Origin of the sequence: Streptomyces sp. Pv4-95 (assembly GCF_045782725.1) — a bacterium.
Classification (GTDB): domain Bacteria; phylum Actinomycetota; class Actinomycetes; order Streptomycetales; family Streptomycetaceae; genus Streptomyces.
This window is the reverse complement of sequence record NZ_CP127172.1, coordinates 6,346,631-6,368,099: the sequence shown is the minus strand read 5'-3', so window position 1 is coordinate 6,368,099 and position 21,469 is coordinate 6,346,631. Positions and strand designations below refer to the sequence as shown.

The 21,469-nt window shown below is 70.6% G+C and carries 23 protein-coding genes; 6 read left to right on the top strand and 17 right to left on the bottom strand.

Annotated elements, in window-relative coordinates; all coding sequences use genetic code 11:
- Nucleotides 1–130 precede the first annotated feature (130 nt).
- A complete protein-coding gene (dapA, locus tag QOM21_RS27835) occupies nt 131–1,075 on the top strand; it encodes a 4-hydroxy-tetrahydrodipicolinate synthase (protein ID WP_407553741.1) in 945 nt (314 codons plus the stop codon).
- Here the strand turns inward: dapA and QOM21_RS27830 are convergent.
- From QOM21_RS27830 to QOM21_RS27765, 14 genes are all read right to left on the bottom strand, one after another.
- Complete coding sequence (locus tag QOM21_RS27830; protein WP_407553740.1) at nt 1,008–1,934, bottom strand: EI24 domain-containing protein; 927 nt, start codon at nt 1,932–1,934, stop codon at nt 1,008–1,010. The genes dapA and QOM21_RS27830 overlap by 68 nt on opposite strands.
- A gap of 63 nt (nt 1,935–1,997) precedes the next feature.
- Nucleotides 1,998–2,660, bottom strand: a complete 663-nt coding sequence (locus QOM21_RS27825; protein WP_407553739.1) for a hypothetical protein — start codon at nt 2,658–2,660, stop codon at nt 1,998–2,000.
- Nucleotides 2,657–2,854, bottom strand: a complete 198-nt coding sequence (locus QOM21_RS27820) for a hypothetical protein (RefSeq protein ID WP_407553738.1) — start codon at nt 2,852–2,854, stop codon at nt 2,657–2,659. Before QOM21_RS27820 ends, QOM21_RS27825 begins: the two co-directional genes overlap by 4 nt.
- A 251-nt stretch (nt 2,855–3,105) precedes the next feature.
- Nucleotides 3,106–4,110 (bottom strand): 2,3,4,5-tetrahydropyridine-2,6-dicarboxylate N-succinyltransferase, encoded by a 1,005-nt coding sequence (dapD, locus tag QOM21_RS27815; RefSeq protein ID WP_407553737.1) that lies wholly within the window; start codon nt 4,108–4,110, stop codon nt 3,106–3,108.
- A 105-nt stretch (nt 4,111–4,215) separates the two neighbouring features.
- Complete coding sequence (locus QOM21_RS27810) at nt 4,216–4,755, bottom strand: TetR/AcrR family transcriptional regulator (RefSeq protein ID WP_407553736.1); 540 nt, start codon at nt 4,753–4,755, stop codon at nt 4,216–4,218.
- Nucleotides 4,755–5,075: a DMT family transporter gene (locus QOM21_RS27805; protein ID WP_407553735.1), complete on the bottom strand. Its 321-nt coding sequence runs from the start codon at nt 5,073–5,075 to the stop codon at nt 4,755–4,757. Before QOM21_RS27805 ends, QOM21_RS27810 begins: the two co-directional genes overlap by 1 nt.
- Nucleotides 5,076–5,278: 203 nt before the next feature.
- On the bottom strand, nt 5,279–5,626 hold the full coding sequence (locus QOM21_RS27800; RefSeq protein WP_407553734.1) for a metal-sulfur cluster assembly factor: 348 nt from the start codon (nt 5,624–5,626) through the stop codon (nt 5,279–5,281).
- Complete coding sequence (sufU, locus tag QOM21_RS27795; protein ID WP_393549675.1) at nt 5,623–6,081, bottom strand: Fe-S cluster assembly sulfur transfer protein SufU; 459 nt, start codon at nt 6,079–6,081, stop codon at nt 5,623–5,625. The genes QOM21_RS27800 and sufU overlap by 4 nt, the downstream gene beginning before the upstream one ends.
- A gap of 20 nt (nt 6,082–6,101) precedes the next feature.
- Nucleotides 6,102–7,358 carry a cysteine desulfurase gene (locus tag QOM21_RS27790; protein ID WP_393895941.1) on the bottom strand — a complete coding sequence of 419 codons (1,257 nt, stop codon included), beginning with the start codon at nt 7,356–7,358 and terminating at the stop codon, nt 6,102–6,104.
- Nucleotides 7,355–8,119, bottom strand: coding sequence for a Fe-S cluster assembly ATPase SufC (gene sufC, locus QOM21_RS27785; RefSeq protein ID WP_407553733.1), 765 nt, complete (start codon nt 8,117–8,119; stop codon nt 7,355–7,357). Before sufC ends, QOM21_RS27790 begins: the two co-directional genes overlap by 4 nt.
- A gap of 7 nt (nt 8,120–8,126) precedes the next feature.
- Nucleotides 8,127–8,444, bottom strand: coding sequence for a non-heme iron oxygenase ferredoxin subunit (locus tag QOM21_RS27780; RefSeq protein ID WP_326621575.1), 318 nt, complete (start codon nt 8,442–8,444; stop codon nt 8,127–8,129).
- Nucleotides 8,441–9,625: a Fe-S cluster assembly protein SufD gene (sufD, locus tag QOM21_RS27775; protein ID WP_407553732.1), complete on the bottom strand. Its 1,185-nt coding sequence runs from the start codon at nt 9,623–9,625 to the stop codon at nt 8,441–8,443. Before sufD ends, QOM21_RS27780 begins: the two co-directional genes overlap by 4 nt.
- A 57-nt stretch (nt 9,626–9,682) precedes the next feature.
- Nucleotides 9,683–11,104 carry a Fe-S cluster assembly protein SufB gene (sufB, locus tag QOM21_RS27770; RefSeq protein WP_401478882.1) on the bottom strand — a complete coding sequence of 474 codons (1,422 nt, stop codon included), beginning with the start codon at nt 11,102–11,104 and terminating at the stop codon, nt 9,683–9,685.
- Nucleotides 11,101–11,961, bottom strand: coding sequence for a helix-turn-helix transcriptional regulator (locus tag QOM21_RS27765; protein WP_407553731.1), 861 nt, complete (start codon nt 11,959–11,961; stop codon nt 11,101–11,103). The genes sufB and QOM21_RS27765 overlap by 4 nt, the downstream gene beginning before the upstream one ends.
- Nucleotides 11,962–12,395: 434 nt before the next feature.
- Between QOM21_RS27765 and QOM21_RS27760 the strand changes: the two genes are divergently transcribed.
- From QOM21_RS27760 to QOM21_RS27750, 3 genes are all read left to right on the top strand, one after another.
- Complete coding sequence (locus tag QOM21_RS27760) at nt 12,396–13,319, top strand: ABC transporter ATP-binding protein (RefSeq protein ID WP_407553730.1); 924 nt, start codon at nt 12,396–12,398, stop codon at nt 13,317–13,319.
- Nucleotides 13,319–14,119, top strand: a complete 801-nt coding sequence (locus QOM21_RS27755) for an ABC transporter permease (protein ID WP_407553729.1) — start codon at nt 13,319–13,321, stop codon at nt 14,117–14,119. The genes QOM21_RS27760 and QOM21_RS27755 overlap by 1 nt, the downstream gene beginning before the upstream one ends.
- 94 nt (nt 14,120–14,213) lie before the next feature.
- Nucleotides 14,214–15,215: a COX15/CtaA family protein gene (locus QOM21_RS27750; RefSeq protein WP_407553728.1), complete on the top strand. Its 1,002-nt coding sequence runs from the start codon at nt 14,214–14,216 to the stop codon at nt 15,213–15,215.
- On the opposite strand, the gene QOM21_RS27745 is transcribed toward QOM21_RS27750, so the two are convergent.
- The 3 genes from QOM21_RS27745 to QOM21_RS27735 form a co-directional block, all read right to left on the bottom strand.
- Nucleotides 15,179–16,234, bottom strand: a complete 1,056-nt coding sequence (locus QOM21_RS27745) for an amidohydrolase (protein ID WP_407553727.1) — start codon at nt 16,232–16,234, stop codon at nt 15,179–15,181. The two genes, QOM21_RS27750 and QOM21_RS27745, sit on opposite strands and share 37 nt — an antisense overlap.
- Before the next feature lie 140 nt (nt 16,235–16,374).
- A complete protein-coding gene (locus QOM21_RS27740) occupies nt 16,375–16,758 on the bottom strand; it encodes a hypothetical protein (protein WP_407553726.1) in 384 nt (127 codons plus the stop codon).
- A 24-nt stretch (nt 16,759–16,782) separates the two neighbouring features.
- The gene (locus tag QOM21_RS27735; protein WP_407553725.1) at nt 16,783–17,739 is read right to left on the bottom strand and encodes a heme o synthase; all 957 of its coding nucleotides are present in this window, start codon (nt 17,737–17,739) and stop codon (nt 16,783–16,785) included.
- Between the two features lie 487 nt (nt 17,740–18,226).
- On the opposite strand from QOM21_RS27735, the gene tkt reads away from it, so the two are divergent.
- Both tkt and tal read left to right on the top strand, forming a co-directional pair.
- Nucleotides 18,227–20,314: a transketolase gene (gene tkt, locus QOM21_RS27730; RefSeq protein ID WP_407553724.1), complete on the top strand. Its 2,088-nt coding sequence runs from the start codon at nt 18,227–18,229 to the stop codon at nt 20,312–20,314.
- Between the two features lie 34 nt (nt 20,315–20,348).
- Entirely contained in the window at nt 20,349–21,467 is a 1,119-nt protein-coding gene (tal, locus tag QOM21_RS27725) for a transaldolase (protein ID WP_407553723.1), read from the top strand.
- The last annotated feature ends 2 nt before the right edge of the window (nt 21,468–21,469 follow it).

Here is a 21,469-nt window from a genome sequence, read left to right as displayed (position 1 = left end):
TGCAGGGCACGGCGGCCGCTCCGCGTCGTCCTCTCCCCGTCCCCGCAACGAGCGGGTTGTAGCACTGCTTCACGGAGGAGCGAGCACAACTAAGTGGACGTGAAGTGTGGGTCGTGAGCACACTCCCGGAATGGACACCGCAGCCTCGCCCGTCGCGGCACCCGGCGCCCCACCACTCTTCGGGCGCACCGCAGTTGCCATGATCACGCCGTTCACCCCGGACGGAGCACTGGACCCGGTAGGAGCGCAGCGGCTCGCCACGTATCTCGTGGATGACGGCGGCTGCGACGGGTTGGTACTGAGCGGTACCACCGGGGAGTCCCCGACCACCTCTGACGCCGAGAAGGAAACGCTGCTCCGGGCCGTCGTGGAGGCTGTTGGCGACCGGGCGCGCGTCACCGCCGGGGTCGGCACGAGCGACACGCGGCACAGCGTCACCCTGGCCCGCAGCGCCGAACGGGCAGGCGCTCAGGGGCTGTTGGTGGTGACTCCGTACTACTCACGACCCACCCAGGAATCCGTCGCGCACCACCTGAGTACGGTCGCGGACGCCACCGGACTGCCGGTGATGCTCTACGACATCCCCGCCCGCACCGGCACCGCGCAGACCGCGCAGACCCTGCTGCGCCTGTCCGACCATCCCCGCATCGCGGCGGTCAAGGACTGCGGATACGACCTGCTGAAGTCGGCGAAGGTCCTGGCCGCAACCGGCCTGGCCTACTACGCGGGATGCGACGAGCAGATCTTGCCGCTCCGCGCGATCGGCGGCACCGGCTGCGTCACCACCACCGGCAACGTCGCGCCCCGCGCGGTGCGTTCCGTGCAGGACGCCTACGACGCCGGCGCCACCGGCGAAGCCGCCCGGCGCCATCTGGAACTGGTGCCCCTCTTCGAGGCGGTCACCGGTTCGGAAGCGCCGGGCGCGGTCACCGTGAAGGCGCTGCTGAACCACCTGGAACTACCGGCGGGACCGGTCCGCGGCCCGCTCCTGGACGCAGGACCCCAGCTCACCACCCGGCTGACGGAGGCGTTGTGGAGGACCCGGGTCCGGTCTGCGGCGGCGGTCCCTGGGTAGCGGGGAACTGCGCCGGCGGCGGCCCGAATCCGCCCTGCCCGCTGTACCCCGGAGCGCCCTGCCCGTACGGCCCGGCGGCCTGCAGCCCCTCGCCTTCCCCAGGGCCCACGGCCTGCGGCTGCTCCTCGGGCAGCAGGTCCCGGACCAGCAGCGTCGCTCCGGCGACCGCGCCGGGCATCAGGAGCACCGCGACGAACGGGACGAGGAAGAGCAGCACGACGGGCGTGCCGAAGCCGACGGCGAGCGCCTTGCGGCCGCGCAGCAGCCGCAGCCGCTCACGGACGGGGACGTCCCGGCGCTGCATCGCCACCGACGTCAGCTCCACGGCGAGGAAGAAGCCGGAGACGCAGAAGCCGATCACGGGGACGACGGTCTGCCCGAGGAACGGCACGAATCCGAGGGCGAAGAGCAGGATCCCGAAGCCGGCGGCGCGCAGCAGCACATGGACGCTGTCGCGCAGGGCGATCCAGATCTCCTGCCACAGCGGCCGGTCCGGGCTCGGCGGGCAGGATCCCTCGGACTCCTCGACCTTCTCCGACAGCGACTCGTAGAACGGGTCGCCGATCAGGAGGGTGACGGCCGTGAAGGTGAGGACGGACAGCATCAGCCCGCCGGCGAACAACAGCGCCACGAACAGGCCGCGCAGCAGCGCCTGCCAGGGGGAGCCCCAGTCGTCGGCGAACGGCGTGGCCCAGGCGGCGATGTCACCGGACCAGAAGGCCAGCGCGGTGAGCACCGCGGCGTAGAGGACCAGGGTGATCAGCGCGGGAATCAACCCGAAGCCCCACCACCGGCCGTGCCCGGCGACCCACCGCTGCCCCTTGCCCAGATACCGCAGCCCCGCTGCAAGATCACGCATGGCCCAAGCCTAGCGGCGCGCCGCACGGCCCGTGACACGGCCATGCCAGTTCTCCGGTCTTCGTCACGGCTCCCCGGTCAGCCGCGACCACCGCCCCTGGAGCCGGTCGAGCCTGGCCTGCATCAAGGCGGGCTCCGTGGCCGGACGGGGCACCGCACGGAAAGTGGGCCCTTCGCCCGCCTCCCGGCGGTGCCCGGCCACCACCCGCAGCCGGCCGCCACCGACCCGGGCGAACTCCGTGAAGGTCACCTGCCCCTGCCCCGCCGCGCAGCTCCCGCACGCGCCGGTCAGCGCCCGCCAGCCGGTACGGCCCCAGCCCGCGTCCACGAAGACCTCCGCCGGCAGACCGCAGACACATGGGCCGACGCGCGCCACCCGCACCCGCTGGCGTGCGTAGCGCATGCCGCGCTCGAAGCGGATGTACGCACCGAGCACCGTGACCTCCAGGAGCGTCGCCCGCCGGTGCGCGCCCGCACAGGTCAGGGCGAGCGCGTCGGAGAGCGTGTGCAGGCAGTGAAAGCCGCAGTCGCAGCGCAGTGCGGGGCTGCGATGCCGGCGGCCGTACACGCACCGCGCCTCGTCCAGCACCCCGTACGGCAGCGCGCCGCCGATCGACACCCCGGCGAAACCGACCCGGCCGTCGTCGTGGGAGACCACCGGGTGGGCGAGCTTGTATCCGCGCGGCGGCTCGGCCGGGCGCTCATGCGGCAGTCGCAGCCTCCTCATCGGCCCGCCGGCGCCCCGGCGCCGAGCCGCAGCACGGCATCGGCGGCGGCCTCGGCAGCGGCGTCGGCAGCGTCCGTGACCGCCGACCGCGCCGCGTCCCGCTCCGGCTCTCCGGGCGTCTCGGCCCGATGTGGTGGGCCGACCGCTTCCCGCTCCTCAGCGATGCCGACAGCGAGCGGTTTGCCCAGCCTCATGACGCCTCCCGGTACGGTGCGTTGGACTCCGTCCAGGCCATGGTGGCCCACCGGCAGTGGCCTTGGCACCAGCGCAAACCGGCCCCCGCTTCCGCGCCCCGGGCGCACTCCGGCCCGCGCCCGCGCACCCACGGCGCCGGCCACGGCGCCACTCCCGGCAACGACAACGGCCCGGTGGGTCTCCCCACCGGGCCGTTCGCGCACCGTGCCCGCGCCGGTCCCACGGGACCGGCGCGCTCAGCGGTGACCGCTCAGTTGTGGCTGTGCAGGATCTCGTTGAGACCGCCCCAGACCGCCTTGTTCGGCCGGGCCTCGACGGCGCCGGTGGTCGAGTTGCGGCGGAAGAGGATGTTGTCGGCGCCGGACAGCTCCAGCGCCTTGACGACCTGGCCGTCCGGCAGCGTCACCCGGGTGCCGGCGGTCACGTACAGGCCCGCCTCCACCACGCACTCGTCGCCCAGCGCGATGCCGATGCCCGACTCGGCGCCCAGCAGGCAGCGCTCGCCGATGGCGATGATCTGCTTGCCGCCACCGGACAGGGTGCCCATGGTGGAGGCGCCGCCACCGACATCGGAGCCGTCGCCGACGACGACGCCCGCGCTGATCCGGCCCTCGACCATGGAGGTGCCCAGCGTCCCGGCGTTGAAGTTGACGAAGCCCTCGTGCATGACGGTGGTGCCGGCGGCGAGGTGCGCGCCGAGCCGCACCCGGTCGGCGTCCGCGATGCGCACACCGGCGGGCGCGACGTAGTCGGTCATCCGCGGGAACTTGTCGACGCTGGTGACCTGGAGGTGCAGGCCCTCGGCGCGGGCGTTCAGCCGCACCTTCTCCAGCTGGTCGACGGCCACCGGACCGAGCGAGGTCCAGGCGACGTTCGACAGCAGGCCGAAGACGCCCTCCAGGTTCTGCCCGTGCGGCTTGACCAGCCGGTGGCTGAGCAGGTGCAGACGCAGGTAGGCGTCGTGCGCGTCCAGCGGCTTGTCGTCCAGGGAGGCGATGACCGTGCGGACGGCCACGACCTCGACGTCGCGGACCGGGTCGGGGCCGATCGCCTTCAGCGAGGCGGCGCCCAGCAGCTCGGTGGCGCGCTCGTCGGTCAGCACCTCGGTGCCGGCGGGGCCGGGGGCCTCGGCGGTCGCGGCGACCAGCTCGGGGGCCGGGAACCAGGTGTCGAGAACAGTGCCGTCGGACGTGACGGTGGCGAGCCCGGCGGCGACGGCGCCGGTCTGGAGACGGGAAGAAGCAGCATCGGTCATGTTCGAAACCTAACCGGAGGGTGCCCGCCGAGGCGAACCGGTCTCAGCGATCAGACCAGCGCGCACCGCCCACCGCACCGGCCCCGCCCCTGACCGCCGGCGGGCTCAGCCCAGGATCCCGGCCAACCCCGCCCGTACCGTGGTGGGTTGGAACGGCTGGCCGGTGAGCAGGTGCTGGAGGAGCAGCCCGTCGGTGAACGCCACCACCGCCCGCGCCGTCGCCACATCGCCGATGCGCCGGCCGAGCAGCCGCACCATCTCGTCCAGGCAGGCGGCGGCGATCGGCCGCACCGCCTCGTGGCGCAGCGCCGCCAGATACAGCTCGTACTCCAGCTCCACCCGGGCGCGGTCGCCGGCGAGGGTGTCCTCGACCAGCCGGGTGACCTCGTCGGCGAGCGGCGCCGCCGGGTCGATGCCGTCCACCCAACGGGCGAAGTCGGCCATCCACTCGCCGTTGACCTGCTGCAACGCGGCGACGAGCAGATCGTCCAGGGTCGCGAAGTGGTAGGTCGTCGAGCCCAGCGGCACATCCGCGGCCGCGGCCACGGTGCGGTGGCTGAGGCCCGCGATCCCGCGTTCGCCGACCACCGCGATGGCCGCGTCGATGATCCGCTGCCTGCGGTCGGGGTCGTAGCGGCGGGCCATCAGTGCGCACCGCCCAGATTCAGCACCACGACACCGGCCACGACCAGCACCAGCCCGAGGATCTTCAGGGCGGACGCGCTCTCCCCCATGAAGACCATGCCGATCGCCGCGACGAGGGCCGTGCCGGCCCCGGCCCAGATCGCGTAGGCGGTGCCGATGTTCATCGCCTTGAGCGTCTGCGCCAGCAGGGCGAAGGCGACGAGGTAGCCCGCCGCGGTACCCAGCGACGGCCACAGCTTGGAGAAGCCCTCGCTGTACTTCATCGCCGTGGTGGCGAGGACCTCGGACAAGATCGCGCCGGCCAGCGTCACATAGACCATACGTACGAGCGTACACAACGTTGCGTACGTCTGTACACAAGGCCGTGCGCGCGGCCGTACGCAAGGGAGGGGCGACGAGGGCGGGGGGTGTGCGCGCGGCGGCCCGGTACGGCGAAACGGCCATATCCGCCAGGGGGTGCCTGGCGGATATGGCCGTTCCGACGCGGCCGGGGCAATCCGCTGAGGAGGCCCCGAGCCGCGGTTCAGACGTTGAAGCCCAGCGCGCGCAGCTGCTCGCGGCCGTCGTCGGTGATCTTGTCCGGGCCCCACGGGGGCATCCAGACCCAGTTGATCTTCAGTTCGCTGACGATGCCGTCCGTTGCGGACTTCGCCTGGTCCTCGATGACGTCGGTCAGCGGGCAGGCCGCGGAGGTCAGCGTCATGTCGATGGTGGCGATGTTGGCGTCGTCGACGTGGATGCCGTAGATCAGGCCCAGGTTGACGACGTCGATGCCGAGCTCGGGGTCGACGACGTCGTAGAGCGCCTCGCGGACCTCTTCCTCCGAGGCCGGCTTGGTGCTCGTGATCGTATTCTCGGGGGTGTCGGTCATGCGGTCTTCGCCTCCTCGGAGAGAGCCTTGGCCGTGGCGTCCTTCCAGGCCATCCAGCTGAGCAGGGCGCACTTCACACGCGCCGGGTACTTCGAGACACCGGCGAACGCGACCGCGTCCTCCAGCACCTCCTCCATCGCGTCGTCCGGTTCGAGCTGGCCCTTGGACTGCATCAGCTCCAGGAACGTCTCCTGGATCTTCTGGGCGTCGCCGAGCTGCTTGCCCACCAGCAGCTCGTTGAGCACCGACGCGCTGGCCTGGCTGATGGAGCAGCCCTGCCCCTCGTAGGACACATCCTCAATGGTCGCGCCGTCGAGCCGCACGCGCAGCGTGATCTCGTCACCGCAGGTGGGGTTGACGTGGTGCACCTCGGCGTCGCCGTCCCGAAGACCGCGCCCGTGCGGGTGCTTGTAGTGGTCCAGGATGACGTCCTGGTACATGGAATCCAGCTTCACGGCTCAGTCAGTCCTCGTCCTCATCCGAAGAAGTTGCGGACGTGCTCCAGGCCCTCGACCAAGGCATCGACCTCGCCGGGGGTGGAGTACAGATAGAACGACGCTCGGGTGGTCGCAGGAATTCCGAACCGCAGGCAGACCGGCCGCGCGCAGTGGTGGCCGACCCGGACCGCGATGCCCTGCTCGTCGAGGACCTGGCCGACGTCGTGCGGGTGGATGTCGCCGAGCGTGAAGGAGATCGTCGCTCCGCGGTCCTCGGCCGAGCTGGGACCGATGATGCGCAGGTCGGGGACCTCTAGCAGCCGCTTGACGGCGTACTCGGTGATCGCGTGCTCATGCGCGGCGATCTTGTCCATACCGATCGAGGAGAGGTAGTCCACGGCCGCGCCGAGGCCGACGGCCTGGGCGATCGGGGGCGTACCGGCCTCGAACTTGTGCGGCGCCGGTGCGTAGGTCGAGGAGTGCATCGACACCGTCTCGATCATCTCGCCGCCACCGAGGAACGGCGGGAGATCCTCCAGCAGCTCCTGGCGGCCCCACAGGACACCGATGCCGGTCGGGCCGCACATCTTGTGGCCGGTGAAGGCGACGAAGTCGGCCTGCAACGCCTGGACGTCCAGCACCATGTGCGGGGCGGCCTGGGAGGCGTCGATGCAGACCAGCGCACCGACCTCCTGCGCACGGCGGATGATCGTCTCGACCGGGTTGACCGTGCCCATGATGTTGGAGACCAGCGTGAAGGAGACGATCTTCGTCTTCTCGGTGATGATCTCGTCGATGTTGGACAGGTCGAGACGGCCGTCGTCGGTGATGCCGAACCACTTCAGCTTCGCACCGGTGCGCTGCGAGAGCAGCTGCCACGGAACGATGTTGGAGTGGTGCTCCATCTCCGAGATGACGATCTCGGTCTCGTGGTCCACGCGGTAGGGCTCATCGGCCCAGCCGAGCATGTTCGCCACGAGGTTGAGCGACTCGGAGGCGTTCTTGGTGAAGATCACCTCATCGCGGCTCGGTGCGTTGATGAACGCGGCGACCTTGTCACGGGCGCCTTCGTACAGCGCCGTGGCCTCCTCCGCGAGCACGTGCACGCCGCGGTGGACGTTGGCGTTGTGCCGCTCGTAGTACTCGTTCAGCGCGTCGAGGACCTGGCGCGGCTTCTGCGAAGTCGCCGCGTTGTCCAGGTACACGACCTTCTTCCCGTCGTGGACCACACGATCCAGCAGGGGGAAGTCCTTACGGATCGCCTCTGTGTCGAGGAGGCCCGGCATCTGTGTCACGCGGTCGCCCCACCCTTCGTGTAGGCCTCGTAGCCCTCGGCCTCCAGCTTGTCGGCGAGCTCGGCGCCACCGGATTCGGCGATGCGGCCGTTCGCGAACACGTGGACGTGGTCGGGCTTGATGTAGCGCAGGATGCGCGTGTAGTGGGTGATCAGCAGGGTGCCGACCTCGCCGGACTCGCGGACGCGGTTGACGCCCTCGGAGACGGTGCGCAGCGCGTCGACGTCCAGGCCGGAGTCGGTCTCGTCGAGGATCGCGATCTTCGGCTTGAGCAGCTCCAGCTGGAGGATCTCGTGGCGCTTCTTCTCACCGCCGGAGAAGCCCTCGTTGACGTTGCGCTCGGCGAACGCCGGGTCCATGGAGAGACGCTCCATGGCCTCCTTGACCTCCTTGACCCACAGCCGCAGCTTGGGGGCCTCACCGCGGATCGCCGTCGCCGACGTGCGCAGGAAGTTGGAGACGGAGACGCCGGGCACCTCGACCGGGTACTGCATGGCGAGGAAGACGCCGGCACGGGCGCGCTCGTCGACGGACATCTCCAGGACGTCCTCGCCGTCGAGGGTGACGGTGCCGCCGGTGATCGTGTACTTGGGGTGACCCGCGAGCGAGTAGGCGAGGGTGGACTTGCCGGAGCCGTTGGGGCCCATGATGGCGTGCGTCTCGCCCTGCTTCACGGTCAGGTCGACGCCCTTCAGGATCTCGCGGGGGCCGTTCTCGGCCTCGACGGAGACGTGCAGGTCGTGGATCTCAAGCGTTGCCATGGGGAACTCAGGACTCCTGGGTGACGGAGACGAGCACGTCGTCCCCTTCGATCTTTACGGGGTATACGGGGACGGGGCGCGTCGCGGGTAGGCCGGACGGCTTGCCGGTGCGCAGGTCGAAGCTCGATCCGTGCAGCCAGCACTCGATCGAGCAGTCCTCGACCTCGCCCTCCGAGAGGGAGACGTTCGCGTGCGAGCAGATGTCGTTGATCGCGAACACCTCGCCCTCGGTGCGGACCAGGGAGATCGGCGTGCCGTCGAGTTCCACCCTCTTGGGGGTGTCCTCCTCCAGCTCGCTGAGCGCCGCTGCGCGTACGTACGTCATGCGGCGGACGCTTCCAGCTCGGCCTCGATCTTGCTCATCAGACGCTCTTCGACGTCCGGGAGGCCGATCTGCTGCACCAGCTCGGCGAAGAAGCCGCGGACGACCAGTCGGCGGGCCTCGTCGGCCGGGATGCCGCGGGCCATCAGGTAGAACAGCTGCTCGTCGTCGAAGCGGCCGGTCGCCGAGGCGTGGCCGGCGCCGACGATCTCGCCGGTCTCGATCTCCAGGTTGGGGACCGAGTCGACCCGCGCGCCGTCGGTGAGGACGAGGTTGCGGTTGAGCTCGTAGGTGTCGGTGCCGGTGGCCGACGCCCGGATCAGGACGTCGCCGATCCAGACGGCGTGCGCGTCCTGGCCCTGCAGCGCGCCCTTGTAGACGACGTGCGAGCGGCAGTTGGTGGCCTCGTGGTCGACGAAGAGGCGGTGCTCCTGGTGCTGGCCCTCCTCGGTGAAGTACAGACCGTAGAACTCGGCCTCGCCGCCGGGGCCCGCGTAGGTGACGCGGGGGTGGAGACGGACGACGTCACCGCCGAAGGTGACGACCACCGACTTGAAGCTCGCGTCCCGGCCGACCAGGGCGTTGTGCTGTCCGACGTGCACCGCCTTGTCGTCCCAGTCCTGGACGGAGACGACGGTCAGCTTGGCGCCGTCGCCCAGGAGGTAGTCGACGTTGGCGGCGAGCACCGCGTCACCGGTGTGGTCGATGACGACGACCGCCTCGGCGAACGGGCCCAGCTCGATGACCTGGTGGCCGAAGGCGGTGCCGCCCTCGCCGTGCACGCTGATCCGGATCGGCTCCGAGAGCACGGTCTCCTTGGGGACCGTGACGACCGAGGCCTTCTCGAAGGAGCTGTACGCCTGCGCGGCGACGCGGTCCACCGGCTTGCCGGCCTTGCCGACGCGCGGGTCGGCACGGTCCACCAGCTCGTGGGTGACGCCCTCCGGCGCCGTGATGTCGATCTTCAGATCGGCGCCGCCCGCGACGGCGGTGCCGTCGTGCAGGCCCCGCAGGCGCGCGAGGGGGGTGAAACGCCACTCCTCCTCGCGGCCGTGCGGCACGGGGAAGTCCGCCACGTCATAGGACGGCGGGGCGCTCATCCGCGTGGCGACGGTGGACTCCGCGGCCACCGCGATGGAGCCGGTGGTCGTGGAACCCGCCGGGATGTTCTGAGCCTCAGCCATGGCTGTCGTCGTGCTCGCTTTCTGCAATCAGGGAGTCGGTCGCTGCGTGGGGCCGGGTCAGCCGACCGAGCCTTCCATCTGCAGCTCGATCAGCCGGTTCAGCTCCAGCGCGTACTCCATGGGCAGCTCACGGGCGATCGGCTCGACAAAGCCGCGCACGATCATCGCCATGGCCTCGAACTCCGTCAGGCCACGGGCCATCAGGTAGAAGAGCTGGTCCTCACTGACCTTGGAGACGGTCGCCTCGTGACCCATGGACACGTCGTCCTCGCGGACGTCGACGTACGGGTAGGTGTCCGACCGGGAGATGGTGTCGACCAGCAGGGCGTCGCAGAGCACGTTGGACTTGGAGCCCGCCGCGCCCTCGCCGATCTCGACCAGACCGCGGTAGGAGGTCCGGCCGCCGCCTCGCGCCACCGACTTGGAGACGATGTTGGAGGAGGTGTTCGGCGCCATGTGGACCATCTTGGAGCCGGCGTCCTGGTGCTGGCCCTCGCCCGCGAAGGCGATGGAGAGGGTCTCACCCTTGGCGTGCTCGCCCATGAGGTAGACGGCCGGGTACTTCATGGTCACCTTGGAGCCGAGGTTGCCGTCGACCCACTCCATGGTCGCGCCCTCGTAGGCGACGGCGCGCTTGGTGACCAGGTTGTAGACGTTGTTCGACCAGTTCTGGATGGTCGTGTAGCGGCAGCGGCCGCCCTTCTTCACGATGATCTCGACGACCGCGGAGTGCAGCGAGTCCGACTTGTAGATCGGCGCGGTGCAGCCCTCGACGTAGTGGACGTAGGCGTCCTCGTCGACGATGATCAGCGTCCGCTCGAACTGGCCCATGTTCTCGGTGTTGATCCGGAAGTAGGCCTGCAGCGGGATGTCGACGTGGACACCCTTGGGGACGTAGATGAACGACCCGCCGGACCACACCGCGGTGTTCAGCGACGCGAACTTGTTGTCGCCGACCGGGATGACCGTGCCGAAGTACTCCTGGAAGAGCTCCGGGTGCTCCTTGAGCGCGGTGTCGGTGTCCAGGAAGAGGACACCCTGCTCCTCCAGGTCCTCACGGATCTGGTGGTAGACGACCTCGGACTCGTACTGCGCGGCGACACCGGCGACCAGGCGCTGCTTCTCCGCCTCGGGGATGCCGAGCTTGTCGTAGGTGTTCTTGATGTCCTCGGGCAGGTCCTCCCAGGAGGCGGCCTGCTGCTCGGTGGAGCGGACGAAGTACTTGATGTTGTCGAAGTCGATGCCCGACAGGTCCGAGCCCCAGTTGGGCATGGGCTTCTTGCCGAACAGCTTCAGACCCTTGAGGCGGAGCTTGAGCATCCACTCGGGCTCGTTCTTCTTCGCCGAGATGTCGCGGACGACGGCCTCGGAGATTCCGCGCTTCGCCGAGGCGCCGGCCACGTCGGAGTCGGCCCAGCCGTATTCGTACTTGCCCAGACCCTCGAGCTCGGGGTGAGCAGTCTCCGTGGGGAGCGTCATGCGGGGTTCCTCCCGGCCGTGCTTGCAGATGCTTTGGTGGTCTTGGTGTTCTTCGGCGCAGTGGTGCTGTGAGCGGCCCCGCCGGCCTTCGGGATGAAGGTGGTGCACACCCCGTCGCCGTGGGCGATGGTGGCGAGTCGCTGTACGTGGGTCCCCAGCAGACGGGAGAAGACCTCGGTCTCCGCCTCGCACAACTGCGGATACTGCTCGGCGACGTGGGCGACCGGGCAGTGGTGCTGGCAGAGCTGTTCACCGAGCTGGGAATTGGGCGCGCTGCGCGCCGTAGCAGCGTACCCGTCCGCGGTCAATGCCTCGGCCAGGGCCCTGGTGCGGGCCTCGGGCTCGGCGGTCTCCACCGCCTGGCGGTAGCTCTCGGCCTGCTCGGCGAGCCGGGCGCGCGCGAAGGCGGCGACCGCGGCCTCGCCCATCTCGCCGCCGCCGGCGGTCTGCGCGATCCAGCGCAGCGCGTCGGAGGCGAGCTGGTCGTAGGACTGGTCGAAGGCGTCCCGACCGCAGTCGGTGAGTGCGAAGGCCTTGGCCGGCCGACCACGCGTGCGCGCTCCGTAGACCCGCTGCTCGCGGGGCTCCACGACGCCCTCCGCGGCCAGCGCGTCGAGATGACGGCGGACGGCCGCCTGGGTCAGCTCCAGGCGGAGGGCGAGCTCGGCCGCGGTGGACGGACCGTGGTCGAGAATGGAGCGGGCCACCCGGTTGCGGGTGCCCTGCTGCTCGTCGTGCGGCGACGGGGCGGCATGGCCGGCCCGTGCGGTCTGCACGGTCTGCTCGGGCGCGGAGGCGGCCGGCCCGGTGGTCGTCTCGACCACGGGCCCTTCCTGATCCTCGCTCGCGTATTTCACAACGTCATTGTTGCGTAATTCCTCGAAGCGATACAACCCTCGTCCGGATCACGGACTGGTGGCCTCGATCACTTAGGGTGACCTAATCCAAGGGGGTCCCGGAGCGTCGCGCACCCCTCCGACCTGCGCATGGGTGCCGCCTCCTCGACGGTTCGACACCTCGGGACCCGCGCTTCGAAATTCAGTTCCACACGGTCCGCAGCGGAGCCCCCTTCGCGGCGCCGGGCCCGCGAACACGGGGATTCCGGCGCCCGGCCGCCCTCCCCCGAGCGCTCGCGCGGAATCAGATGCGCCGCGCACCGCCATACGGCTACGCACGGCTCCCCCGGCGCCACCGAGCGAGCCCCAGGACGATGGACGCCCGGTCTCACCCCCTGCGACGGATCCGAGCCCCCATGGACTCGCCGCCCGCCGCCCTTCGTAGACTTCCCGGCATGCGAACCGAGCCTGCCGTCGAGGTCGTCGGCCTGGTCAAGCGATACGGGACCAAGACCGCCGTGGACGGGCTCGACCTGACCGTCGCGCGCGGCGCCGTCACCGCCGTACTGGGCCCGAACGGCGCCGGGAAGACCACCACGGTCGAGACCTGCGAGGGCTACCGCCGCCCCGACGCCGGGCAGGTCCGTGTCCTGGGCCTCGACCCGGTCGCGGACGCCGCGGCGCTGCGCCCGCGGATCGGTGTGATGCTCCAGTCCGGCGGCGTCTACCCCGGCGCAAGAGCCGAGGAGATGCTGCGGCACACCGCCACCCTGCACGCCCACCCGATCGATGTGGACCTCCTCATCGACCGACTGGGCCTGGGCAGCTGCGGCCGCACGGCCTACCGGCGGCTGTCCGGCGGCCAGCAGCAGCGGCTGGCGCTTGCGATGGCCGTCGTCGGCCGGCCCGAGCTGGTCTTCCTCGACGAGCCGACCGCGGGGCTCGACCCGCAGGCCAGGCACGCCACCTGGGACCTGGTCCGGGAACTGCGGCAGGACGGCGTCAGCACGGTGCTGACCACCCACTTCATGGACGAGGCCGAGCAGCTCGCCGACGACGTCGCGATCATCGACGGCGGCCGGGTCATCGCCCAGGGCGCCCCGGACGAGCTGTGCCGGGGCGGCGCGGAGAACACCCTGCGCTTCACCGGACGGCCCGGCCTCGACATCGCCTCGCTGCTCAAGGCGCTGCCCGCGGACAGCGCGGCCACCGAGCTGACCTCGGGCACCTACCGTGTCCAGGGGAAGGTCGATCCGCAGCTGCTGGCCACCGTCGCCTCCTGGTGCGCGCAGAACGGCGTGATGCCCGACGCGATAGCCGTCGAACGGCACACCCTGGAGGACGTCTTCCTGGAGCTCACCGGCAAGGAGCTGCGCTGATGACCACGACCGGCACGTTCACCCCGCGGCCCGCGGCGGCTCCGCTGCCCCGGATGATCCGCGCGCAGGCGGCCCTGGAGACCAGGATGCTGCTCCGCAACGGCGAGCAGCTGCTGCTGACCGTCGTCATCCCGACGCTGCTGCTGGTGCTGTTCTCGGCCGTCGACATCATCGCCGTGCCCACCGGCACGGCGAGCGGCGCGGGCAGCTCCGTGGACTTCCTCGCGCCCGGTGTCCTGGCGCTCGCGGTGATGTCCACCGCCTTCACCGGCCAGGCGATCGCGACCGGATTCGAGCGGCGCTACGGGGTGCTCAAGCGCCTCGCCGTCTCCCCGCTGCCGCGCTGGGGACTGATGACCGCCAAGACCTGCGCGGTGCTGGTCACCGAGATCCTGCAGATCGCGCTGCTGACCGCGGTGGCCTTCGCGCTGGGCTGGTCGCCGCACGCCGGCTCCTCCGGCGGCGTGGCCTCCGTCCTTCTGCTGCTTCTCCTGGGCACCGCCGCGTTCTCCGGTCTCGGCCTGCTGATGGCCGGCACCCTCAAGGCGGAGGCGACCCTCGCGGCGGCCAACCTGGTCTTTCTGTTGCTGCTGGTGGGCGGCGGAGTCATCGTCCCTCTGGAGAAGTTCCCGGAGGCGGCCCGATCAGTGCTCGGACTGCTGCCGATCACTGCGCTGTCCGACGGGCTGCGCGACGTGCTCCAGCACGGCGCCGGCATCCCCTGGCAGAACCTCGGGATCCTTGCGGTGTGGGCGGCGCTCGGCCTGGGCGCGGCGGCCCGCTTCTTCCGCTGGGAGTGACCGCCTGCGCCGTCCGGCGGGCGGCTCGGGTGGTTCCGTAGCGATACGGACCCCTCGTGAAAGTTTGCACAAGGGGCCGCCTACGATGGCTCCCGTGCCGAACACGCTGAATCCCCTCGAGCTGATCGCCCGCCGCTGGCAGCCCTCCGCGCGCTTCGTACGGCGGGCCGCGCTCGCCACCGTCGTGATGGCCGTGATCATCGTGATCACCGGCGGCGCGGTACGGCTGACGCAGTCCGGTCTGGGCTGCTCCACCTGGCCGCGGTGCACCCCGGACAGCCTCACGCCGACCGCCGAGATGGGCATCAACGGCCTGATCGAGTTCGGCAACCGCATGCTGACCTACGTGCTGTGCGCGTTCGTCGGCCTGTTCATCATCGCCGCCCGCGCCCGCTCGCCCCGGCGCCGCTCGCTGACCCGGCTCGGCTGGGCACAGTTCTGGATCGTGATGGGCAACGCCGTCGTCGGCGGGATCACCGTCCTGACCGGACTGAACCCCTACATCGTCAGCTCGCACTTCCTGCTCACCACCGGCCTCCTCACGGTCTCCGTGGTGGCCTGGCAGCGGGCCGGCGAAGGCGACGAGGAGCCGCGCGGCGTCGTCGTCCGCCCGGTGCGCCAGCTGGCCTGGCTCCTGCTGGGGGCGACCGGCGTGCTCACCCTCCTCGGCACCGTCGTCACCGGCGCCGGGCCGCACGCGGGCGACGCCAAGAAGGTGCACCGCATCCCGCTGAACTGGCAGGAGATCACCCAGCTCCACGTCGACTTCGTCTACATCGTCGTCGGCCTGACCGTCGCCCTGTGGTTCACGCTGCGCGCCGTGAAGGCGCCGGCCGCTCCGCGCCGTGCGGTGCTGGAGCTGTTCGGCTGCCTCCTCTTCCAGGGCGTCGTCGGCTACATCCAGTACTTCATGGGGCTGCCGGAGATCGTCATCGGGCTGCACATGCTGGGCTCGGCCCTGGTCTGGATCGCGGTGCTGCGGGTCGTCCTCGCCCTGCGCGAGCGCGGTCCTGTGCCGCTGGTCCCGGCGCCCGCGGGCGCCCACGAGGCCCTGGAGCCTCAGCCGGCCACCGGCACCTCCGCCGCCAGCCGGTAGACGCGGCGGGCGGTCCCTGAGCCGATCATCTCGATGATCCGCCGGCCGTCCGAGGCATCGCACAGCCCCTCGTCGGACCACTCCCGTACGACGCGTGCCATGGCGCGCAGGAAGATGCGCGCGCCGGTCACATAGAGCTCGGGCAGGCCGTGCGCACCCGAGGAGAACAGCAGCTTGCCGAACGGCGCCTGACCGAGCGTCTCCTCCGGGTGCGGTCCGGCATCGGCGTACACATGGGTGTGCACCGCCGCGAGCTGCGCCGCCCGCCGGTGGTGCGGCGCCGCGGGCATGAGCACCAGGTCCGCCCCGAGCCCGGTCGTGGCCCCCAGAAAGCCCGCCAGGGGTTGGGGATCGGCGCAGTGCAGCTGCACCGGCAGCCCCGTCGCCACCGCGCTCCACAGCAGATGCCGCACCAGCTCCGGCTCGTCGAGCGGCTCACCGGGGCGGCGGCTGCGCAGCCAGCGGTCCGCCGCGCTCCGCACCGCACGGGCCCCCGGCGCGCGTCCGTCGCAGTGCGTGGCGCCGGAGGCGAAGGCGGTGGCGTGCTGGGCGGACGCGTACAGCGCCTCCGCGAGATAGCCGATGAAGGAGTCGACGCTGCCCGAGGTGTCGGCGACCTGCTCGGCGAGGGGTTCGAGCCGGACGACCTCGTGGGCGCGGGCCGCGGCGGCCCCGGCCAGTTCCGCGGCGGAGGTCAGATCGCTGGGGGTGCCGGCCTCCACCAGGAAGGTGCCGATGCCGGCGCCGCGCAGGAGGAGGCGGCCGGCGCGGTAGGCGCCGATCTCACGTCTGCGGGCCAGATAGCGGGCCGGCGGGCAGTGCGGCTCCAGGCCGAGCAGCGGGGGGCACCAGCGGCGTACGGCGATGCCGGTCCAGCTGTCGAAGTAGGTCGTGCCAGCGGGGGCCGGACCGTGCGCGCCAGCCGCGGCGCCGAGGTGGGCCTCGAAGGAGCCGAGGCCGAGTTCGCCGTGCACCGCGCCGTGGCTGTACTGATCGATGAGCGGTGGAGAGCCGTCCATCCGCTCCTCCTCGCCGAGAGCCGCCGGGCGGCGCGGAAGCGCCGCGCCCGTGGGTTCAACGGACGAGGAGGTCGTCAGGTATCGGGCTCGCAGGCGCCGGGCGGCCGCCGCGGGGCGCGGGCGCCGGCCCGGCAGGTCCTTCAGGAGTTGGCCGGGCCGCCCACCTGGATGCCTGCCATCCGGGACCATTCGTAGGGACCGGTGCGGACCTTGGCCGCGATGTCGCCGTCGAAATCGTCATGGAGTGTGACGCCGGCCTTCTCGGCCGCGCCCTTGGCGGAGTCGTAGGTCTCCGCGACGAGGGTGCCCCACTCGCCGTTGGCGCCGACGAGGGCGATACGGGTGCGGCCGCGGCCGATGTGCGCGAGCTGGCCCTCGGCGCTGCCGCCGTGCGACGCGGCGAAGGCGTGGATCTCCTTGGCGAGCTTGGCCGTACGCCGCTCGGCCCGCTTGTCGGGCTTCGCGCCGGCCGTCTCGTCGGCCGCCGTCGTCACCTGCTCGTCCGCCTGCTGGTTGTCTGCCATGGACAAGATGCTACCCGCCGGTAATCAGCGGAGGAAGGGGTCCACGGCAACGGCGACGAACAGCAGGGAGACATAGGTGATGGACCAGTGGAACAGTCGCATCTCCTTGAGCTTGGCGCCGGTGACGCCCGCCTTGGCGCGGGACTGCAGGCCGTGCGCCTCCTTGAGCCAGAAGGCGCCGCAGGCGAGGGCGACCGCGGTGTAGAACCAGCCGGTGTAACCCAGGGGCTGCAGGAGCAGCGAGACCGCGACCATCACCCAGCTGTAGGCGACGATCTGGCGGGCGACGGCCTTGTTGCCGGCGATGACCGGCAGCATCGGCACCCCGACCCGCTCGTAGTCGTCCTTGACCTTCATCGACAGCGGCCAGTAGTGCGGCGGCGTCCAGAAGAAGATGACGAGGAAAAGGATCACCGCGGCCCAGGAGACCGAATTCGTCACCGAGGACCAGCCGATGAAGACCGGCATGCAGCCCGCGATACCGCCCCAGACGATGTTCTGCGCGGTACGCCGCTTCAGGATCATCGTGTAAACGACGACGTAGAAAAGCAGCGCCCCGAGGGACAGCATCGCCGACAGCGGATTGACGAGGAACCAGAACCAGGCGGTGGAGCCCACCGCGAGGGTGGTCGCGAAGACCAGGCACTCACGCGGCGAGACCATGCCGGTGACCAGCGGCCGCTGGGCGGTGCGGTCCATCAGCGCGTCGATGTCGCGGTCGATGTACATGTTGAAGGCGCCCGCGCCGCCGGCGGAGAGATAGCCGCCGATACAGGTCGCCAGCACCAGCCACAGGTCCGGCACGCCCTCGGCGGCCAGGAACATCACCGGCACCGTCGTCATCAGCAGCAATTCGATGACACGCGGCTTGGTCAGGGCGATGAAAGCCTTGACCCGGGCACCGATTGGGCGGTTGCCTGGACCTGGACTCCCAGGGCTCCGAGAGAGCGCCCCCGCAGGACGGGATTCGACGGCCGTCACGCACACCCCTGGAAGTAACTACTGCGGCTCGAGTGCCGCGGAGATAAGGCCAGCAAGACATCCGGACGGGTAACAGTCCGGTGAGCACTTGCGCGTACCACGCCACTCTAGACGTAGGGGATACCGCGGCCTTCGCGGGGGGTGGGGTCGTGTTGACCCCCGACCGCGCCGGAGGAATCGCGCGCGGGCTTCCGGCCGCTTCCTTCGCGGGCCGCAGCATTCACACCCGACTGCCGGGAACCCGAAGGTTCAAGAGGCGAAAGGGGGCATCCGGCGGCAGTCTTGCCGTACGGCCGAGAGCCCGTGTCGCCTGGGCGTTCACCTGCTCATCCGGGCGCTCGTTCGCCGGCCCGAAAACTCATGTGTTGCAGCCGACAGAGCCTGGGGTTCCGGCGGAAAAATGCGCCTCCCACGAAGGTAGGCTCGACTTCGTCCGGGGGCATTCCGTTCCCGGCATTCGACATGTGGAGAGGAGCCCTGACCCAGGGTGAGCACCAAGCCGACCACCACAGGTCTCGAGTGGACCGATCTGGACCAGCGTGCCGTCGATACCGCCCGCGTTCTGGCCATGGATTCCGTGCAGAAGGTCGGTAACGGCCACCCCGGTACGGCCATGAGCCTCGCTCCTGCCGCGTACACCCTCTTCCAGAAGGTGATGCGGCACGACCCGGCGGACGCCGACTGGACCGGCCGCGACCGTTTCGTACTGTCCGCGGGCCACTCGTCCTTGACCCTCTACATCCAGCTCTACCTCGCCGGTTTCGGCCTGGAGCTGGACGACCTCAAGGCCTTCCGCACCTGGGGCTCCAAGACCCCCGGCCACCCGGAGTACGGCCACACCACCGGCGTGGAGACCACCACGGGCCCGCTCGGCCAGGGTGTCGCCAACGCGGTGGGCATGGCGATGGCCGCCCGCTACGAGCGCGGCCTGTTCGACCCCGACGCGGCCGCCGGCAGCTCGCCGTTCGACCACCACATCTACGCGATCGCCGGTGACGGCTGCCTCCAGGAGGGCATCTCCGCCGAGGCGTCCTCCCTGGCCGGGCACCAGAAGCTCGGCAACCTGATCCTGCTGTGGGACGACAACCACATCTCGATCGAGGGCGACACCGAGACCGCGGTCTCCGAGGACACCGAGAAGCGGTACGAGGCCTACGGCTGGCACGTCCAGCGCGTGGAGCCCAAGGAGAACGGCGACCTCGACCCGGCCGCCCTGTACGAGGCGATCGAGGCGGCCAAGGCCGAGACCGAGCGCCCGTCCTTCATCGCGATGCGCTCGATCATCGCCTGGCCGGCCCCGAACGCCCAGAACACCGAGGCCGCACACGGCTCCGCGCTGGGCGACGACGAGGTCGCCGCCACCAAGCGCGTGCTGGGCTTCGACCCGGAGAAGTCCTTCGAGGTCTCCGACGAGGTGCTCGCGCACACCCGCTCCGCCCTCGACCGCGGCCGCGACGCCAAGGCCGAGTGGGGCAAGGCGTTCGCCGCCTGGCGCACCGCCAACCCCGAGCGCGCCGCCGAGTTCGACCGCATCGCCGCGGGCGAGCTGCCCGCGGGCTGGCAGGACCACCTCCCGTCGTTCGAGCCGGGCAAGGCCGTCGCCACCCGCGCCGCGTCGGGCAAGGTGCTGCAGGCGCTCGGCACGGTCATCCCCGAGCTGTGGGGCGGCTCCGCCGACCTCGCCGGTTCGAACAACACCACGATCGACAAGACGTCGTCGTTCCTGCCCGAGGGCAACGCGCTTCCGGGCGCCGACCCGTACGGCCGCACGATCCACTTCGGCATCCGCGAGCACTCCATGGCCGCGGAGATGAACGGCATCGCGCTGCACGGCAACACCCGCATCTACGGCGGCACCTTCCTGGTGTTCTCCGACTACATGCGCAACGCCGTCCGGCTGTCGGCCCTGATGCACCTGCCGGTGACGTACGTGTGGACGCACGACTCCATCGGTCTGGGTGAGGACGGTCCGACGCACCAGCCGGTCGAGCACCTCGCCTCGCTGCGCGCCATCCCGGGCCTGAACGTCGTGCGCCCGGCCGACGCCAACGAGACCGTCATCGCATGGCGCGAGATCCTCAAGCGCTACACCAAGGAGTTCGGCGTCGGGGCCCCGCACGGCCTCGCGCTGACCCGCCAGGGCGTGCCGACCTACGAGGCCAACGAAGGCGTCGCCAAGGGCGGTTACGTGCTCTTCGAGGCGGACGGCGGTGAGCCGCAGGTCGTGCTCATCGGCACCGGCTCGGAGGTCCAGCTCGCCGTCGACGCCCGTGAGCAGCTCCAGGCCGCCGGTATCCCGACCCGCGTGGTCTCGATGCCGTCGGTGGAGTGGTTCGAGGAGCAGGACCAGGCGTACCGCGACAGCGTGCTTCCCCCGTCCGTCAAGGCCCGTGTCGCCGTCGAAGCCGGCATCGGTCTGACCTGGCACCGCTTCGTCGGTGACGCCGGGCGCATCGTGTCCCTGGAGCACTTCGGTGCCTCCGCCGACGCGAAGGTCCTCTTCCGCGAGTTCGGCTTCACCGCCGACGCGGTGGCCGCCGCCGCCCGGGAATCGATCGAAGCCGCCGCGCGCTGACGCCCATATACGACAAGTAGGAGATGCAGAACCCATGACAGACGCACTCAAGCGCCTCTCCGACGAAGGCGTCGCGATCTGGCTGGACGACCTGTCGCGCCAGCGCATCACGTCCGGCAACCTCGCCGAGCTGATCGACCAGCAGCACGTCGTCGGTGTGACCACCAACCCCTCGATCTTCCAGAAGGCGATCTCGGACGGTCACGGCTACGACCAGCAGGTCGCCGACCTCGCCGCCCGCAAGGTCACCGTCGAGGAAGCCATCCGCATGATCACGACGGCGGACGTCCGCGACGCCGCCGACATCCTGCGCCCGGTCTTCGACGCCACCGGCGGCCAGGACGGCCGGGTGTCGATCGAGGTCGACCCGCGCCTGGCGCACCACACCCTGCCGACGGTCGCGGAGGCCAAGCAGCTCGCGTGGCTGGTGGACCGTCCCAACACCCTCATCAAGATCCCGGCGACCAAGGCCGGCCTGCCGGCGATCACCGAGGTCATCGGCAAGGGCATCAGCGTCAATGTCACGCTGATCTTCTCGCTGGAGCGCTACCGCGAGGTCATGGACGCCTACCTCGCGGGTCTGGAGAAGGCCAAGGCCGCCGGCCTGGACCTCTCCAAGATCCACTCCGTCGCCTCGTTCTTCGTCTCCCGCGTGGACAGCGAGATCGACAAGCGCCTGGAGAAGATCGGCACGGACGAGGCCAAGGCGCTCAAGGGCAAGGCCGCGCTGGCCAACGCCCGCCTGGCCTACCAGGCGTACGAGGAGGTCTTCTCCTCGGACCGCTGGGCCGCGCTGGACAAGGCACTCGCCAACAAGCAGCGTCCGCTGTGGGCCTCGACCGGCGTCAAGGACCCGGCCTACAAGGACACCCTGTACGTCGACGAGCTGGTCGCCCCGGGCACGGTCAACACCATGCCGGAGGCCACCCTGGAGGCCACCGCCGACCACGGCCGGATCACCGGCGACACGGTGCGCGGCACGTACGAGTCGGCCCAGGCCGATCTCGACGCGATCGCCGGGCTGGGGATCTCGTACGACGAGGTCGTACAGCTCCTGGAGGACGAGGGCGTCGAGAAGTTCGAGACGTCCTGGAACGACCTGCTCAAGTCCACTGAGGCGGAGCTCAAGCGCCTTTCCCCTTCGGAGGCCTGAGG